A 16,436-nucleotide genomic window follows, 5' to 3' on the forward strand; every position below is an offset into this window, starting at 1 on the left:
AATGCAGAGGCGGCATGGCATTTCTTTGTTGGAATTGGTTCTGGCACTGGCCATCCTGGGCGGTTCCCTGGCGGTGTTGTCACAGATCGCCGGTACTGGTGCCGATGCGGCGCGGGAAGCTCGTGACTTGGCGATGGCGCGTTTGCTGGCCCAACGAAAGATGTCAGAAATCCTGTTGGATTATCTGGTGACACCCGTCAGCGTGCCGTCGTCACCGATGGAAGCGTTCGATTCGACATCGCTGACCACGTTCATGTATTCGGTCGAAGTTCAGCCTGGGCAATTGGACGGCTTGTTGGCGATTCGAGTGACCGTCGAAGCCGTCGATCCGGCGGGTGGACCATCCACCGCGTTGTACGTACTTGATCGCTGGATGGTCGATCCCGCGCTGGGGCTGGCCGAAGCGGAAGAAGAGGCGGAGTTGGCACGCGAGGAAGCCGCCGCTGGGGCAACTGATTCGGCCGGAGGCATTTGATGAACGAGTGTTTGCACCGGAGTGCGGCTGCCCTATCGCGGCCGTCGGATCGAGCCGCTTTCACATTGCTGGAAGCGTTGCTGTCGTTGTCGCTTTCGGTCCTTCTGATGGGCTTGGTCGGCTTCGCGATCCAGTTTTACGCCCGCGACATGAACGTGGCCGACGAAGAAGTCCGCCAGATTCAGCTGGTCACCGCGATCATGCAAATGATCGAAGATGATTTGCGATGCGTGGTCCATCCGGAACCGGCCGATACCGCCGGTTTGGAAAGTCTGATGGCCGCCTTTGCCGGCGGTGATGCGTCGGCGGCCGCGGCAGGCGGAACCGGTGAAGCGGAATCCGATGACGCATTGCTGACCGACGACACGTCGTTGTTGACCGATGAATCACTGGCATCGACAGACTTGGCGATCGGGACAGCGGTCTTGGAGACGCCGGGGCTGATCGGCAACCAAGGCCAGATCCAGTTTGATGTCAGCCGTCTGCCTCGATTGGAGGAATATGTCCAGATGCTGGACAGTTCGCCCAGCGACCTGGATGACGTACCCAGCGACATCAAAACGGTCGCCTATTTCATCCAAGCTCCGGGCACGGTCAGCGGCGTCAGCGATGATTTGAACGAGTTGGTTCAGGACTTCGTTGAACAAGACGAAACCGCCGGCGGCGGACTGGTGCGACGAAGTCTGGACCGCGCGGCGTCGTCCTATGCGATGCTTTCCGGCGGTGTCAGTGGGCTGAACGCGACCGGCGATTTGATTGCCCCGGAAATTCAATCGCTGCAGTTCGAATACTGGGACGGCTTCATGTGGCAGATTGAATGGAGCAGTGACGAAATGGGTGAATTGCCGCTGGCGATCCGCGTCACGCTGGCATTGGCAACCGAAACCACCGATGCGGCGGTCGCCGCCACCGATGAGCCTCAGATGTTCCAGCACGTCATTCGTCTGCCGATGGCCAAGCCGATTGAGGAAGAGGAAGAAGACCTGTTGATGGAGACGACGCTATGATCGCCGGATCGAACGACGGGCCGACCGAATCCATCAATCGGTATCCAAAAGCGTCCACGGCCAAACGCCCCGCTTTCTTTTTGGTGTTGGCGTTGATCGTGGTGACCGTGGCAACGCTGGCCTGTTATTCGTTTACCGAGTTGATGGTCGCCTACGACGATTCGGCATACTTGTCGGCTGACATTGTGCAGACTCGGGTGAATACCGAATCAGCCATCGAAGCGATTCGTTTACTATTGGCACAACCCAAGGAAACTCGGCCGGATTTCGGCGGAATCTACAACAATCCCAACATGTTCCAAGCGATCACGGTGTCCACCGGAGCGGATGGAACGACGGCGTCCAATTTTTCGGTGATCGCAACCGATTTAGACGAAACGGGGCGTTACGGCGGGATACGATTCGGTTTGCGTGACGAATCGGCCAAGCTGAATGTCAACACTCTGCCGATTTTGGATCAATACAGCGACGCGATCATGGCGTTGGTGCCGGTGGATGATTCATCGACCGAAGTCCTTTCGGACAGTATCGCCGTGAACCTGCTGATGGCATTGCCCGGCATGACCGAGGATGTCGCCGAAGCCATCCTGGACTGGATCGATGAAGACGATGAGGCCCGCGAACTAGGCGTTGAATCGGAGTACTACAACACTTTGGCCACGCCCTACGACGCCGCCAACGGTCCGTTGCAGTCGGTGGAGGAACTTCTGCTGATTCGTGGGGTCACACCCACTTTGTTGTTCGGGGCCGACGCGAATCGAAACGGCGTTTTGGATGCCGACGAACAGCAGCGTTTTGGTGTGGGGATCGAAACAGCCGGGGCGCTCGGTTGGGCTGCCTACTTGACGGTTCACGGCGCTGAATCGAACCGTCGTGAAGATGGCAGTGATCGCGTCAACGTGAATCAAGACGATCTGGAACTGCTTTACGACCAACTGATGGATGCGTTGGGAGATGAGTCGTATGCCAGTTACATCGTGGCTTATCGCATCGCCGGTCAGGCCGATCAGGCGTCGGATGTGGAAAACCTGAACGCGGCTTTGGGGATCGACGCCGATACCGCGCAGCAGACGGCCGGTGAAGACGATGCCGGTGGTGGCCCCAGCCAGCCGTGGGCGGCCGAGGCGTTGGACGAATTGGATTTGTCCGGTGGCGGCAGCAATCAGTTGGGACAAGTCCTGGACCTGATCGGATCCACCGTGTCGATTGGACAGGGCGACTCGGCGGTGAGCTATCAGTCTCCGTTTGCCGAAGACCCGATTTCGATGGCCCTGTACATGCCGCTGTTGATGGATGCGCTGACGACCCAGGATTCCTACGTCACACCGGGGCGGATCAATCTGAACGAGTGTCCGGCGGAATTGCTTTATGGCATTCCTTTGCTGGATTCGGAAACGGTGGATCTGATTCTGGAGTACCGAGCGGAAGAAACGGACGATGTGAATCGCCATTTCGAAACATGGCCGATGGTGGCGGGTTTAATCACACTGGACCAAATGAAAATATTGCAACCGCTGTTGACCGGGGGGGGCGACGTTTATTCGGCTCAGATCGTCGGCTATTACGAAACCAGCGGTGCCTTTCACCGCACCGACGTGTTGATCGATGCGACGACGGTCAATCCAAAAATCGTCGCCCAGCGTGACCTGAGCCACCTGGGGCGTGGATTTGACCTGACAACCCTGGGCATTCGCGGGCTGGCCACCGCGACGACGCAATAAGTTTTCTGGCCGCCGGTGACCCATCGGCGATTAGGATCAATGGTGCCGATGCCCGCATCCGCAACGCCAGGTTGCCGATCAAGTTTTTGAACCACGACACAGACGAACCCGACGAAGACGAATCGAATGGCAAAAAAGATCGCAATCGACTGGGACGACGGCGAACTTCGGTTGGTCGCGGCCAATTGCAGCGGCAGCAGCGTCAAAGTGACGGATGTTGCCGTTTTGCCGTTGGGCGACAAGAACGTCCACCAGGTTTTGACCGAACAGTCCAAGCAACGCGGGTGGGCCAAGCACGACACGTTGGTCGCCATCGGCCGCGGCAAAGCGGAATTGCGTGAATTGCAACTGCCGGCCGTTCCCGACGAAGAATTGCCCGACATGGTTCGCTTTCAAGCGATCCGATCGTTTGCCTCGGCGGGCGATAGTGCCCTGGTCGACTACCTGGTGACCAACCGGGATGAATCCGGTGTTGAAATGATCGCCGCGGCGATCGGGCCCTCGAAGCTGAAAGAGGTCAAAGAGGTTTGCGAATCAGCGACCTTGAATCCGGTGCGGATCGCGTTGCGGCCGCTGGCCAGTGCCGCGTTGTACTTAGCCGCGGGGCCATCGGGACGCGGTGAAGGCCAAGTGATCTTGGTCGACTTGTTGCGAGACGAAGCGGAAATCGTGATCGCCGACAGCGGCAGCGTGATCTTTGTGCGAACCGTGCGGCTGCCTGCCGAAGCAGCGGCTCGTTCAAAATCGCTGGCCGGCGAATTGAAGCGAAGCCTGCTGGCATGCGGCGCTTCGTCGGACCAACGTCGCGTTGTCCTTTGGGGACGCAAAGAGGTTCACGAGCAAGACGTTGCGGAGCTCGCCCAGGCAACGGGATTGGACGTCGAAACCCTGGATCCGTTCACGTTGGTCGACTTGGATCGTGCCGCGTCGGACCAATTGACCGATCACACCGGCCGTTTGGCTCCGTTGGTCGGATTGTTGGTTGCCGACGAATTGCATGCCGATCGGTTGGTGGACTTTCTTCAGCCTCGAAAACGCCCGGAACCGAAAAGCAACCGCGGGCGGATCGCCGCGATGGTGGGCGTTCCGGTCGCTTTGGTGTTGCTGTTGGGCTTCATGGTTTATCGCCAGTTCGCCAGCATGGATCAACAGATCGAACAACTGCAGGTGGCCAATGGAAAACTTCAAGAACAAGTTGAGGTGGCTGATACCAGTATCACGGAAGTCGGCCAAGTCGATCTGTTCTTGAACGGCGATGTGAACTGGTTGACTGCGATGAAGCGATTGGCCGAAGAAATGCCGCCAGCCCAAGACTTGATTGTTCGCGAATTTCATGGTGCATCCAACACTCGCACTGGTGGCGGCACAATGACCATCCGTGGCGGTGTGACCGATTCAGACCTGATCGAAGAATTCGAAGATTCGATTCGCGACCAAGTGCACAGCGTGATGGGCGATGGAGCCACTTTCGATCGCACCCAGCCGTATTATCGATACAGCTTTAAGGAGGACATCGTGGTGTCCCCCGACTTTGTTCAAGCCGGACGGTATCAAGCCTTCGAAGACCTGTTGAATGCGGCAGCCAATCAATCAGCCGCTGGAAACAGTGATGCGGACGGCCAGACGCCTGCGGAATCAAACCCTGCGGAATCAAACACGGTGCCGCAAGATTCAGATGATGGTGCCGGCGGCAGTGATGCCGGCCAGGAGGTGACGTCATGACCCAGCGCGAACGTTTTCTTGCCATGGCAATCGGTGGGTTGTTGGTCGTGGTCGGCCTGCAATGGATGTTCACCCAATACAAGAATGCCAAGCAAGACCGCATCACAAAGATCGCGAACCTGCAAAAGACGTCGATGGATCTGAACACGCGTCTGTTGGAAGGCGCGATGGCCGAACGCCAGATGGGCGAATATCGCGTGCGTTCGCTACCCGGTGATCGCGAGATCGCCGTTGCACGCTATTCGTCGTATCTGTTGGACTTGGTCAAAGAAACGGGAATCAATACGCCCGACGTGCGTCATGTGAATTCGACGCCAATGAAAGATCTGTACACACGCCATCGCTTCAGCGTTGGTGGTTCAGCAGATTTGCCAACGGTCATTCGCCTGTTGCATTCCTTTTATGCGACGGACTATCTGCACCGAATTGCCGACTTGACGATCAAGCCGTCACGCACCGGCGATCTGCGTGTCACCATGGCGGTGGACGCCATCGGTTTGTCGACCGTGCCGGCCGAAGCCACCGTGTCGGAAGCCCCGTCGTGGCGCGTCGATCCTGACATGACCGCGTACGAATCGGCCATTTTGAATCGGAACTTCTTCGAGCCACCGAACAAGGCGCCGCGGTTCGGCGGTGATTCGCAAATCGAAGGCATCGTCGGACGCCGCAGTACGGCCAGGGTCAATTTTGCCGACGAAGAAGATCATCCGATTGAGTACGAATTGGGCGAGGATGCACCGGACTTTGTCGAATTGGATGCCCAATCGGGAACGCTGTCGTTCGAACCAAAGGAAACGGGTGAGTTCGAGGTGCTGGTACGCGCGACCGACAAGGGCTATCCCGCGCAAACGACCGAGCAGCTTGTCAAGATTCGCGTCAATGAACCACCGGTGGAAAAGGAACCCGAACCCGAGCCGAAGTTCGATCACGCCAGCCAAACGGTTCTGACGGCCTTGGTTCAAGGACGTGACGACTGGACAGCGTGGATGAACGTTCGGACGTCCGGAAAAACGTTGAAGCTTCGCGTGGGGGATCGATTCGAAATCGGAACGGTGACGGGCGAAGTGGCGGAAGTGAATCGCAAATACGTGGTGCTGGAAATCGACGGCCAGCGGGTCGTCTTGAGCCCCGGCAAAGACACGCTTCGCGATGTTGCCCAGCGGGCCAAAGAAGACGACTGATTCACCGCCTGTTGGAATTCTGTCCTTTGTCGCACTGATCCGCTGACGGTGGCGGTGACGGGCTGGGGGGCGATGGACGCGTTGCTATACTGCGCCGCGATACGAACCGTCCTAGGCTTGCACCCCTGTTGATGACGCCTGACCGATGCCAGCGGCCCCTTCGAACGCTGCCGAACCCACTGCGTTTGCGTCGGCGGTGCGCTGCCGTCGTCTGAACGTGGCATTTCCCGTGTCGGGTCGACAGATCGTCAAGGTGATTGACGAGGCGGATGTCGGATTTGCCTCTGGCGAGATCTCGGCCCTGATCGGCCCCAGCGGTTGCGGAAAAACAACGCTGTTGCGAACGATCGCCGGGCTGCAGGCACCATCGTCCGGTGGTGTCACCATCGATCCACCGTCGGTCGGTCGCCGCGGTGAATTGGCCTTTGTGTTCCAGCACCCGGCACTGCTGCCCTGGCGGACGACGTTGCAAAATGTCAGCTTGCCACTGCGTTTGACACGATCATGTGACCCCGCCGAAGCCACCCGCCGGGCCAAGGAGATCCTGGATACTGTTGGCATGGCTGATGCCGTCGATCGTTTCCCGCATCAATTGTCCGGTGGCATGCAGATGCGTGTGTCCATTGCCCGTGCACTGGTGACTCGTCCGCGATTGTTGTTGTTGGATGAACCCTTCGCCGCGCTGGACGACATCTTACGCGGTCAACTGTGGGAATTGCTGCTGGATCTGTGGCGTCAACTTTGCTTCACCGCCATCCTGGTGACCCACAACATTGCCGAAGCCTGCTTGTTGTCGCATCGAATTTTCGTGATGCGTGATGGGACCTGCGACGCCGGGATCATCAATCCGTTGTCATGGCCGCGTTCGCAGCAGCAGCGGCGGACTCCGGAGTTCGGCCAGTTTTATGGCACGATCAGCGATCGTCTGCGAACAAGCGTCGGTGTGCAGGATCATCGTGCTCGTTCCAGCCAAATGGAGGCTGGCACGTGAATCGCCCATTCATGCAGATCGCACAGACTGTGGTCGCCGTTGGGTCCGTGTTGGTGGCGATGATTGCCGTTTGGTACGCGGTCGTCGTGATGTTTGATTTGCCCAAGATCCTTTTGCCCACTCCGGTGGATGTTGTTCAAGCGGGCTGGGAAGAACGCGATGCGATTCTACGTGGAATGTGGGTGACCGGGTTGACTGCGGTGGTGGGATTATTCACCGCATTTTTGGTGGGTGGTGGTCTTTCCGTTTTGTTCAGCCAGTCAGCGCTTTTACGCCGCGCGCTGTTTCCGTATGTCGTCTTCCTGCAAACGGTGCCCATTGTGGCCATCGCGCCGCTGTTGGTGATATGGAGCGGCTATACGTTTCGCAGTGCGGTCATTGCGACCGTGATTATTTGTTTGTTCCCGATCGTCAATAATTGCACCACGGGGTTGTTGGCGGTGCGAACCGATCACGACGAACTGTTTTCTTTGTACGGTGCCGGGCGGTTGCGACGGATGTTACGCTTGCAAATTCCTGGCGCCGTTCCGCAAATCATTTTAGGTCTGCGAATCAGCAGCGGCTTGGCGGTCATCGGTGCGATCATTGCCGAATTTTTTGTCAGTAATGGTTCGGTCTACGAGGGATTGGGGGCGCTGATGACTGGTTGGCAGGGAAGATCGCGCACCGACGCTTTGATCGCCGCGTTGTTCGCCTCGGCACTGCTGGGATTGGTTTTGTTTGGTGCCGTTCAGCTTCTGGCTGCGACGGTGCTGCGCCGCTGGGCATACACGGGAATCTATAAGTCGTCATGAACAGCCAATGTTTTCGATTTAACCAAACAACCGGCAACCGTCCGCGGCATTTACGAACGTTCATCCACCGGGTGACGGGGCTGATCATCGCGTCCGGTCTGCTGTTCGCGTTGGGGTGTCGACAATCGGATCAACCGCCGACCGTGACCGCCGCCGATCAAGCCCGGGCGGATCAGTTGGCGGTTCAAGTCCAGTTGAATTGGTACCCCGAAACCGAGCACGGTGGGGTTTATCAGGCTCAGGCCGACGGGACCTATGCGGCGGCCGGTTTGAATGTCGAAATCCGTCCCGGAGGCCGAGCAACGCCGGTGGCTCCGGAGCTGGACTTGGCACGTTGTCACTTTGCGATCACGGGTGCCGACGATGTGATTCAGTTTCGTCGTCAGGGATCCAAAGTGGTGGCCGTCTTGGCTGCGGTCCAAAATCATCCGCGTTGCATCATGGTCCAAGCGGCCTGCCCGGTTCGGTCCTTTGATGACTTTGCCACCAGCGGGATGACGCTGCAATGCCAGCCTGGAAGAGCATTCTTGGATTTTCTGGAACAGCGTGGATATTTGAAACAAGTCAAACAGGTGCCCTACCACGGCAGTGTTGCATCCTTGGTCACCGATCCGACGATTGCGATCCAAGCCTACAGTTTTGCTGAACCGCTGTTGGCCAAACAGCAAGGCGTTCAGACGCGTCAGTTAATGGTCAGCGATCTGGGGTGGAATCCCTACTCCAGTGTTCTGGTCACCACCGAAACGCTGATCGAGGAACAACCCGAATTAGTTCGTAAATTTGTCCAGGCGACGCGACAGGGCTGGCAGCATTACTTTGACAATCCTGCACTTGGCAACGCGGCCGTATTGGACGCCAATCAACACGGCATGACTGCCGAAGCCTTACAGTTCGGCGTCGAACAGATGAAGCCACTTGCGGTCCCGCAAGACATGACGTCCCAAGACATCGGCATGATGACGCTTGATCGGTGGCAGACGTTGGTCGAACAAATGGACAGCCTGGATCCGCAACGGGCCGGGAAGGTGCGACCCGGTGATTGCTTCACAACGGCATTTTTGCGCGACGAGAGTTGACCGTCGGCATGTCGATCCACGGGCAAGCCAATCAATCGGCAACGCGGGACGGTGCGTTCAGATTGGGTGGCTGGCTGACAAGGCTACGCTGAACTTCGATGACGCGATGAGCTTGAGGTTTGCTCATGGTCAGGTAACGATCGGGGCCATCCGCGGACGGACGAAACGTGGTGAAGCCGTCGTCTTGGACTTCGACCACCCCGCGATCGGACAAGCCAAAATAGCCGTCCCCGGGCCGAACGGCGTAAAGCACGCTGGTCAGGTCCCAAGTCGGGCGATCGTGGTCGGGGCCGTTGTATCGTAAGTAGGCTTGGCGGACGGGATGATCGGAATCGTAGCGGAAGTCATTCTTGATCGAACGTCGCGGATATTTGGCAGCGATACCGATTCGGAAATCACTCCAGATACGGGGAACGCTTTGCGGCCAGCGGGTGACCAATTGCTGCATGGATTCAATGTGGTTCTTTACGTTGGCCTCCAAGTGCCGGGGATTCGATCCGACGGGGCCAAAGGCACCCGCCATGATGGACGCGAGACGCAGCTTTTGCTGCACCAGATCGTGTCCAGTCATGGGGCTGATGCGGTCCGGTTTACTGTCAAGCAAATCCGCTGTGTTGACCGCCAAGCCGACTTGGATCAGACAGACGGAATGATCGTCTGCATCGGCCAAGGTTTGCCGCAGCAATTCGACGGCGTCGCGTGCATCGCTGTCGTCACGTAGATCATGTGGATACTGATCGGTGCCGTCAGGGCGCCGTCGATCGACCAACGACAAATAACGACTCTCACGCGGTGGTGCCGTCGTCGAAATGCCGATCGGGATGTCCGGCCGACCATAAAACGTGTTGATCGCATCAACGAACGCGGCAGCTTGCGGGTGACGTTTTGAAATCGTCACGGCCAACAGATCGCACTCGCCACGATCCGCCAGCGTGTGCAGCATTGCCAGGGCTAGGACGTCGTCCACGTCGCCGGTGATGTCGGTGTCGAAGATTACCTGCACCGGACCTCGTTCGGCGTCCTGGCCTGTCGGCTGGGCGACCACGCATTCCTTTCCCGTGAACGCAATATTCAACACCAGAACGAACAGGGGGCAAGTCCGACCAAAACGTCGTGGCATCATAGGGCGATCACGCTGATCACGAGGGCTGTCCCAAGGCAGAAGGCCTGTTCAGAACAGAGACGGGCGGGCAACACGTGGTCACAGTCGGTTCCCCGATGTGACATCACCAGCATATCGCATGGTCAGTGGTGGTGTTCGCGCCCGGTTTGATGATCCCGGTGTGTCGGCACCGATATTCAGCATTGAAGCCCTAGCCCTAGTTCTTTGGGCCTGGCAATCACGCCTCTATGCCGCGCGTCGTGCTCGGTGCACCGGTTCGATATGGCTTCCCAACGCATCAATTTCCAGTTTCAGCAATCGGTCGACGACGGACGCGGCGGTCGGCCGTGCGTCCGGATCCAAGTCGATCATCGATGCAACCAGTTCCGAAGCGGTTTCCACGACCAGCGATGAACTGTCGTTGCAATGCGCCATGAACTGCCAAAGCATTCGGCCCAACGAAAACACATCCATCGAGGGCAATGCCGCTGTTTCGCTTTCCAGCATTTCGGGTGACGCGTATTCGGGCGTTCCGCGAAACACGCGACCGAGCGGGGTGTGGATGCGTCGTGCAAAACCGAGGTCGATCACGGTCGCATGACCTTGGCCGCTGACCAAGATGTTGGCCGGTTTGATGTCGCCGTGGATCCATCCGCCCGCGTGCAGTGTGGTGATCGCTTGGGCCGTTTGTCGGGTCAGCCAAAGTGCAACCGGCAATGCCAAGTTGTTGCCATCGCTCAAGTGTTGTTGCAACGTCCGGCCTTCGATTCGTGGCATCACCACGAATGGATGCGAACCCGAAACGGATCCGTCCAAAACGCACACCAGATTCGGATGCTTGGCAACTTGCGAAGCCGCAGCGGCCTGTGCGATGAACTGTCGATGACTTGGTGACTGTTCAACATCCAAGCCCCGCTTGATGACATAGTCCCAACGCGGGTTTTGGGAAGCATCCGCCGGTTGTGCCAAAGTAATCTCCGCCGACTCGGTTCGATGGACCACGCTGCCCAATCGCCAGATCCCCAGTAATTTGGGGCCCCGCGGCGATGACTTGGAACTGCTGGTCACAAATTGGTCGGTGGTGATGTCGTCCATAGCGATCCGTCGAGGCCGTTTTGCATGCGTTGCTTTGTCTGCCAATCCAAGGTGCTTTCCGTGACCATATGAACATGGTTCGTGGAATCGGTCCGGTGCGTCGTTCCGCCGGACGGCGCAGCAATTGACACCCTGGTTTGCTGAAGGGTTGGATCGGTCAAAGCAGAAGTGCGGGTCAAGGATTGATGATCCAATCCGCAAAGTCTCGCAGGCTTCACGGGCACAGTTTCACGTACCCCCAAGCGGTGCGGTCGCATCTGGCCCTCGCGATTGCCCCGGCAATGCAATACACGGATGCCACAACGGGGCTTCACAGGCATTACCATGGCCGCAGCGACGGGTCAGTGGGACCGCGCGTCCGCCCCGTCGGAATTGCCGCGTCGGCTTTCGTGTTTTGGTGATTGATTGGTGAACTGCATGCGATCGAACGTTCTTTGGAACTCTTCCCGTCTTCCCATCCTGGCATGCGTATTGGCCGGTTTCGTGTTTCTGGCCATCAGTGGCTGTGGTTCCTCAAAGCAGCCAACGGCCAGCGAGAAAGAGCGTTTCCCATTGCAGGCGGGCCGATACACGGTCCTTGGTATTTTGACGGATAACCAAGACAACAACAAAGCCAAGGAGAATGCCGAAGCGACGCTGCTGCGTCACCCCGAAATCAAGTGCATGGTGGGGCTGTGGAGTGCCAATACACCGATGATCCTGGCCGCCTTGCGAAGTAGTGAGCGTTTAGGGGACGTCGCCGTCGTCGGGTTTGACGAACATCCCGATACGCTCAATGGGATCGCCGAGGGAAATGTCTATGGAACGGTGGTTCAGAATCCTTATGCGTTCGGTTATCGCAGCGTTCAGTGGTTGACCATGTTGGCCAAGGGACAGGCCGTCGACGTACCCGAGAGTTCACTGATCTACATCCCGCACCGCCGGATCACCGAAGACAATGTGCAGCAATTTCGCAACGAAGTCGCCCGAATGAAAAAAGGCGAAGGTCCTTTGCTGGCACCCGACTTGGACCTTAGCGGCGATGGCGTCCGATTGGCGTACATCACCAACAGCACGGATCCTTTCTGGACGTTGGCCGAAGACGGGTGCGAGCGTGCGGCGGGACAATTCGGATGCGACGTGGATGTCCAGATGCCGTCGGCCGGTACCATCGAAGAACAGAAACGCTTTTTAGAATCCAATGTCGCCAATCAGTTGGACGGGATCGCAATCAGCCCGATTGATCCGGAAAACCAAGTCCAAATGATCAATGAGGCTTGTGATGCGACCACGGTGATCTGCCAAGACAGCGATGCGCCGAAATCAAAACGCCAGTTCTACTTGGGGACCAGCAACTACATGGCCGGACGCGAGGCGGGCAAACTGATCAAGGAGATCGTTCCCGACGGCGGTGAAATCATGTTGTTCGTCGGCAAACTGGAAGTCCTGAACGCTCAGGAACGCAGCCAAGGCATCATCGACGAATTGGCGGATAAACCGATTCCCGCTGCCCTGCAGACGCCGTGACTAGACCGACCGACAGCGGTCACTTTGGCTGGCCGATTGACGCGTGAAACAAGCCGGTTGTGAAACCGACGCCCACAGCCACACGTTGACCGCAAGCGGCGGAATTTTGTAGCGTCGCTCCGTTGCCGGATGACGGTTGGGATGCCGTCGTCGGATTCTTCTTGGGCGGTGCGGCTGGATGATATCGGAACGACGGACGATCGATCGACGCCGCCGTGTGTTGTATTCGGCGCAAAAAATCGACGAGGGCGTGTATGCACCGCCCGGCAATGCGGCATCCAGGCGGTTGCGGGAAGCCCGCCGCCCGGCGACCGCTTACGGATCTCATGTGAATCGGCGATTGCGTGGCCGGTGGTTTTCACTGGTGCCCATCAAACGCCGGTCGATGATCGCGTTGGGGGCAGCCGTCATGTCGGTGGTGTCCCTGCTTGCGGTGATGCACTACTTGGCACTTGCCTGGCCGGCTTTGGCATCACGACCCGACTTGGCCCGGCCGTTTCGACTGGACCGCGGCGACAGTTTTGGACGTTGGACCGTGACGATGGCCTATGCGTTGACGGCCGGATCATCACTGTTGGTCTATCAACTGCGACGATATCGAAATGATGATTATCGTGGGCACTACCGGTTGTGGCGCATCGTATTGCTGACCAGTCTGATCGCCAGTCTACAGTCGGCCACGGATCTGGTTTCTTGGGGCGGCGGCTTGATCGACGCCTTGTTCGGGTCGCGGGTGGCACTGTCAGGCGGCGACTGGCTTCGGATTCTGCTGACCTTCGGCGGCGTAGTGTTTGCTTTGCGACTTTTGGTCGAAGTCTCGCGATGCAAGGCGGCGCTTGCGATGATGGCCGCCGGTTGGGTCGCTTTTGCGATTCCAATTGCGGCACGGTGGAATTTGATTGAGAACGATTCGGTGTTCCGCGCGTGGTTGGTAACGTCGTGTCCGAACTGGGCATGCGGTTGCTTTGGCGTGTCGGTGATGGCCTATCTGCGAGTGCTGTTGCGTGAGGTGCGTGATCTGGAAGCGGAGCCAACGCCGTTCGATTCTCTGCACTCGATGACGCAACGCTGGAAACAGCAGCGTGCGGAAAAACAGGCATTCAAAGAGGCCGAGCGGAACGAACGCGAGGAAGCGGCAAAACAAAAACGAGACCAAAAAGCCGAAGAACGTCGCCTGCGTTTGGAGGCCAAGCGAGCTGGCAAACGTACCGCTGTTGCAAAGTCCGAAACGGAATCGGAATCCGATTCCGAAACACCCGCGTCCGCCAAGACGCCAACCACCCGAAACCGGACACGAGCCGGGCGAACCGACCAGCCCGGCGACGAATCGGAAGATGAATACATCGCCGAGGCAAAGGATTCCAAGTCGGCGAAGAAGCGATCTGGATGGGGTTTGAAAGGTTGGCGAAAACGATCGGCCAAGTCTGCGGATCCGGAATCGACGGTCGGCAATCCAGATGATGAATCGGATCACGAAACCGCATCGCAGGAAGCCGCCGACGAAACGGGACAAACCAAACCCAAGCGAGGTTGGGGATGGTCGCGAAAGAAAGCGGCCAAGTCCTCCGACCAAGATAACACCGGTAACGCCAACGAGCGGACAGCTGATGACGATGACGTCGCGACCGAGGCAAGTGATTCCGACGCCCCGCCCCGGAAAAAGTCGCGTGGGCTGAAGGGATGGTTTGGTGGACGCAAGAACAAAACGAAAACCGGTGATGGCGACGGTCCCGATGCGGACGAGGGCGACCAGCAAAAGCGTCCGTCATCGGAATCCCACGGCGACGACCGTTCGGTCGACGACGGGGTGGATGATTTTGGTTCCGAAGACGTCATCGACGAACAGGACATCGATTGGTCCAGCTTAAGCAAGGCGGAACGTCGGCGGATGCGCAAACAGCTGAAACGACGCGGACGCGCCGCGTAACGGTTTCCAAACCAGCTGTCTGACGCGGTGGCGGGGACACTCTTGCAAGCTTCCCCGGTGGCGTTCGATCGTCAGCCCTAACTGATCTTGGCAAGCCAGACGCATAGCGAACCAAGCGGGAAAAAACGGTCTCCGGCAACCGGTGGTTCATCAGCCGGCCAAACATCGGCTATCTTTCGCGACAGATTTGTCGCAACATTCCCTTGGCCGATTTCAAAATTCATGCGTACCAGGTTCGCCCCCAGCCCGACCGGCTATCTGCACATTGGTGGTGTTCGCACCGCACTGTTCAACTGGTTGCTGGCCCGCCAGTCTGGCGGACAGTTCATCCTGCGAATTGACGACACCGACGCCGGACGAAACGTCAACGAAGCGATTCAACCGATCCTGGACGGCTTTCGTTGGCTTGGCATGGATTGGGACGAGGGTCCGGAAGTCGGCGGTCCCCATGAACCGTACTATCAATCCCAACGGGCGGAACGTCATCGCCAGGCTGCGGAACAGTTGCTGGCATCCGGCCATGCCTATCGTGATTTTTCGCGCCCCGAAGAATTGCAGCAACAACGTGAGGCGGCCCAAAAAGAAGGCAAGCCCTTCATTTATGACCGTCGTTGGATGGCCGCCGACGATGCGGCGGCGGCAGCATTCGAAGCCGAAGGACGCACGGCGGTGGTGCGGCTGAAAATGCCTCGTGAGGGCCAGTGCGTGATCAACGATTTGATACGCGGCGAAGTGGTGGTCGATTGGGCCAGCGAACAGGATCACGTGATCCAGCGCGCCGATGGCAGCTGTCTGTATCACTTGGCCAACGTCGTGGACGACCATGACTTTGAAATCACTCACGTCGTCCGGGCTGCCGAACACTTGCCCAACACGGCACGACAGGTCTTCATTTTGGAAAGCCTGGGCTATCCGCGACCGCAATACGCGCACTTGCCCTATGTGGCCGAACCCGGTGGGACCGCCAAATTGAGCAAACGCAAACTGGATAAGTACACCAAGAACAAGGGCTTTGCGGATCTACTGAATCATGGACGTCAGATCGCCGACGCCTGTTCCATCGCGACCGACGCCGACACCTTCAATCCGGTGATCGTGGATTTCTATCGCGAGATCGGTTTTTTGCCGTCGGCCGTGCTGAATTACCTGTTGCTGTTGGGCTGGTCGCTTGACGGTGAAACGGAAAAATTCGACCGCCAGCAGATGATCGACCAATTCACGCTGGACCGAGTCAACAAAGCACCCGCATCGTTCGATCCGCAAAAGCTGGTGGCTTTCCAGGCCGACGCGTTCGCCGCACTTTCGATCGACGACCGCTTGCAGCAAGTCGCACCGTTTGCGATTGCAGCCGGATTTGTCGATTCAGACGACGATCCGTTGCTGAAGACCGTGGTACAAGCAGCCGATGATCGCTTGAAGATCGCCGGCGATATTGTCCAGTTCGGCTACTGCTTCACCGATGACTACACGGTTGATCAAAAAGCGTTCGAAAAACGTGTGGTCAATGCGGAGGGGGCGGCCGAGCGGCTGGCAAAGTTAAAAGAGGACTTTCTGGACGCTGATGCATTCGATCACGACACCATCGCGGAAATCGTCAAAGCGTTCTGCGACCGTGAATCCATCAAGCTGAAAGACATCATCCACTCGCTCCGTTTGGCCACCACCGGCCAGCCCGGTGGTTTTGGCATGTTTGAAACGCTGGCCATTCTCGGTCAAGAACGTACGTGCAGCCGAATGGATGCCGCGATCGCCAAGGCATCAGCCTAGGCATTCGGCCCCCTGAACCTGATTGGCGGGCGGATCTGTTTTCCGCCGGAACGACTGGCACAGGGCGGATCA

13 protein-coding genes are annotated in these 16,436 nt (G+C 58.0%); 11 read left to right on the top strand and 2 right to left on the bottom strand.

The features are described 5' to 3' along the window. Position 1 precedes the first annotated feature (1 nt). The 8 genes from HFP54_RS01975 (at position 2) to HFP54_RS02010 (ending at position 8,967) form a co-directional block, all read left to right on the top strand. Positions 2 to 475, top strand: coding sequence for a type II secretion system protein (locus tag HFP54_RS01975; protein WP_146412074.1), 474 nt, complete (start codon positions 2 to 4; stop codon positions 473 to 475). After that, on the top strand, positions 475 to 1,482 hold the full coding sequence (locus HFP54_RS01980) for a prepilin-type cleavage/methylation domain-containing protein (RefSeq protein ID WP_168563867.1): 1,008 nt from the start codon (positions 475 to 477) through the stop codon (positions 1,480 to 1,482). The genes HFP54_RS01975 and HFP54_RS01980 overlap by 1 nt, the downstream gene beginning before the upstream one ends. After that, positions 1,479 to 3,203 (top strand): type II secretion system minor pseudopilin, encoded by a 1,725-nt coding sequence (locus HFP54_RS01985; RefSeq protein WP_168563868.1) that lies wholly within the window; start codon positions 1,479 to 1,481, stop codon positions 3,201 to 3,203. Before HFP54_RS01980 ends, HFP54_RS01985 begins: the two co-directional genes overlap by 4 nt. Positions 3,204 to 3,329: 126 nt before the next feature. Beyond that, complete coding sequence (locus tag HFP54_RS01990; protein ID WP_146412080.1) at positions 3,330 to 4,925, top strand: type IV pilus biogenesis protein PilM; 1,596 nt, start codon at positions 3,330 to 3,332, stop codon at positions 4,923 to 4,925. Beyond that, positions 4,922 to 6,106, top strand: a complete 1,185-nt coding sequence (locus HFP54_RS01995; protein ID WP_146412082.1) for a cadherin repeat domain-containing protein — start codon at positions 4,922 to 4,924, stop codon at positions 6,104 to 6,106. The genes HFP54_RS01990 and HFP54_RS01995 overlap by 4 nt, the downstream gene beginning before the upstream one ends. Positions 6,107 to 6,335: 229 nt before the next feature. Then, positions 6,336 to 7,097 carry an ABC transporter ATP-binding protein gene (locus HFP54_RS02000; protein WP_197136239.1) on the top strand — a complete coding sequence of 254 codons (762 nt, stop codon included), beginning with the start codon at positions 6,336 to 6,338 and terminating at the stop codon, positions 7,095 to 7,097. Further along, the gene (locus tag HFP54_RS02005) at positions 7,094 to 7,891 is read left to right on the top strand and encodes an ABC transporter permease (protein ID WP_315853830.1); all 798 of its coding nucleotides are present in this window, start codon (positions 7,094 to 7,096) and stop codon (positions 7,889 to 7,891) included. The genes HFP54_RS02000 and HFP54_RS02005 overlap by 4 nt, the downstream gene beginning before the upstream one ends. After that, on the top strand, positions 7,888 to 8,967 hold the full coding sequence (locus HFP54_RS02010) for an ABC transporter substrate-binding protein (RefSeq protein ID WP_168563869.1): 1,080 nt from the start codon (positions 7,888 to 7,890) through the stop codon (positions 8,965 to 8,967). The genes HFP54_RS02005 and HFP54_RS02010 overlap by 4 nt, the downstream gene beginning before the upstream one ends. Before the next feature lie 31 nt (positions 8,968 to 8,998). Here the strand turns inward: HFP54_RS02010 and HFP54_RS02015 are convergent, their stop codons facing one another. After that, positions 8,999 to 10,090, bottom strand: coding sequence for a nucleoside hydrolase (locus HFP54_RS02015; protein ID WP_235951185.1), 1,092 nt, complete (start codon positions 10,088 to 10,090; stop codon positions 8,999 to 9,001). A 225-nt stretch (positions 10,091 to 10,315) separates the two neighbouring features. Beyond that, on the bottom strand, positions 10,316 to 11,164 hold the full coding sequence (locus HFP54_RS02020; protein ID WP_168563870.1) for a serine/threonine protein kinase: 849 nt from the start codon (positions 11,162 to 11,164) through the stop codon (positions 10,316 to 10,318). Between the two features lie 417 nt (positions 11,165 to 11,581). Between HFP54_RS02020 and HFP54_RS02025 the strand changes: the two genes are divergently transcribed. The 3 genes from HFP54_RS02025 to gltX all read left to right on the top strand — a co-directional run bounded on the left by HFP54_RS02025 (position 11,582) and on the right by gltX (position 16,364). Then, a complete protein-coding gene (locus HFP54_RS02025) occupies positions 11,582 to 12,670 on the top strand; it encodes a substrate-binding domain-containing protein (RefSeq protein WP_168563871.1) in 1,089 nt (362 codons plus the stop codon). Positions 12,671 to 12,848: 178 nt separating this feature from the next. Beyond that, on the top strand, positions 12,849 to 14,597 hold the full coding sequence (locus HFP54_RS02030) for a hypothetical protein (RefSeq protein ID WP_168563872.1): 1,749 nt from the start codon (positions 12,849 to 12,851) through the stop codon (positions 14,595 to 14,597). Between the two features lie 222 nt (positions 14,598 to 14,819). Then, positions 14,820 to 16,364, top strand: coding sequence for a glutamate--tRNA ligase (gene gltX / locus HFP54_RS02035; protein ID WP_168563873.1), 1,545 nt, complete (start codon positions 14,820 to 14,822; stop codon positions 16,362 to 16,364). Positions 16,365 to 16,436: the final 72 nt, after the last annotated feature.

This window comes from Crateriforma spongiae (assembly GCF_012290005.1).
GTDB classification, from domain to species: domain Bacteria; phylum Planctomycetota; class Planctomycetia; order Pirellulales; family Pirellulaceae; genus Crateriforma; species Crateriforma spongiae.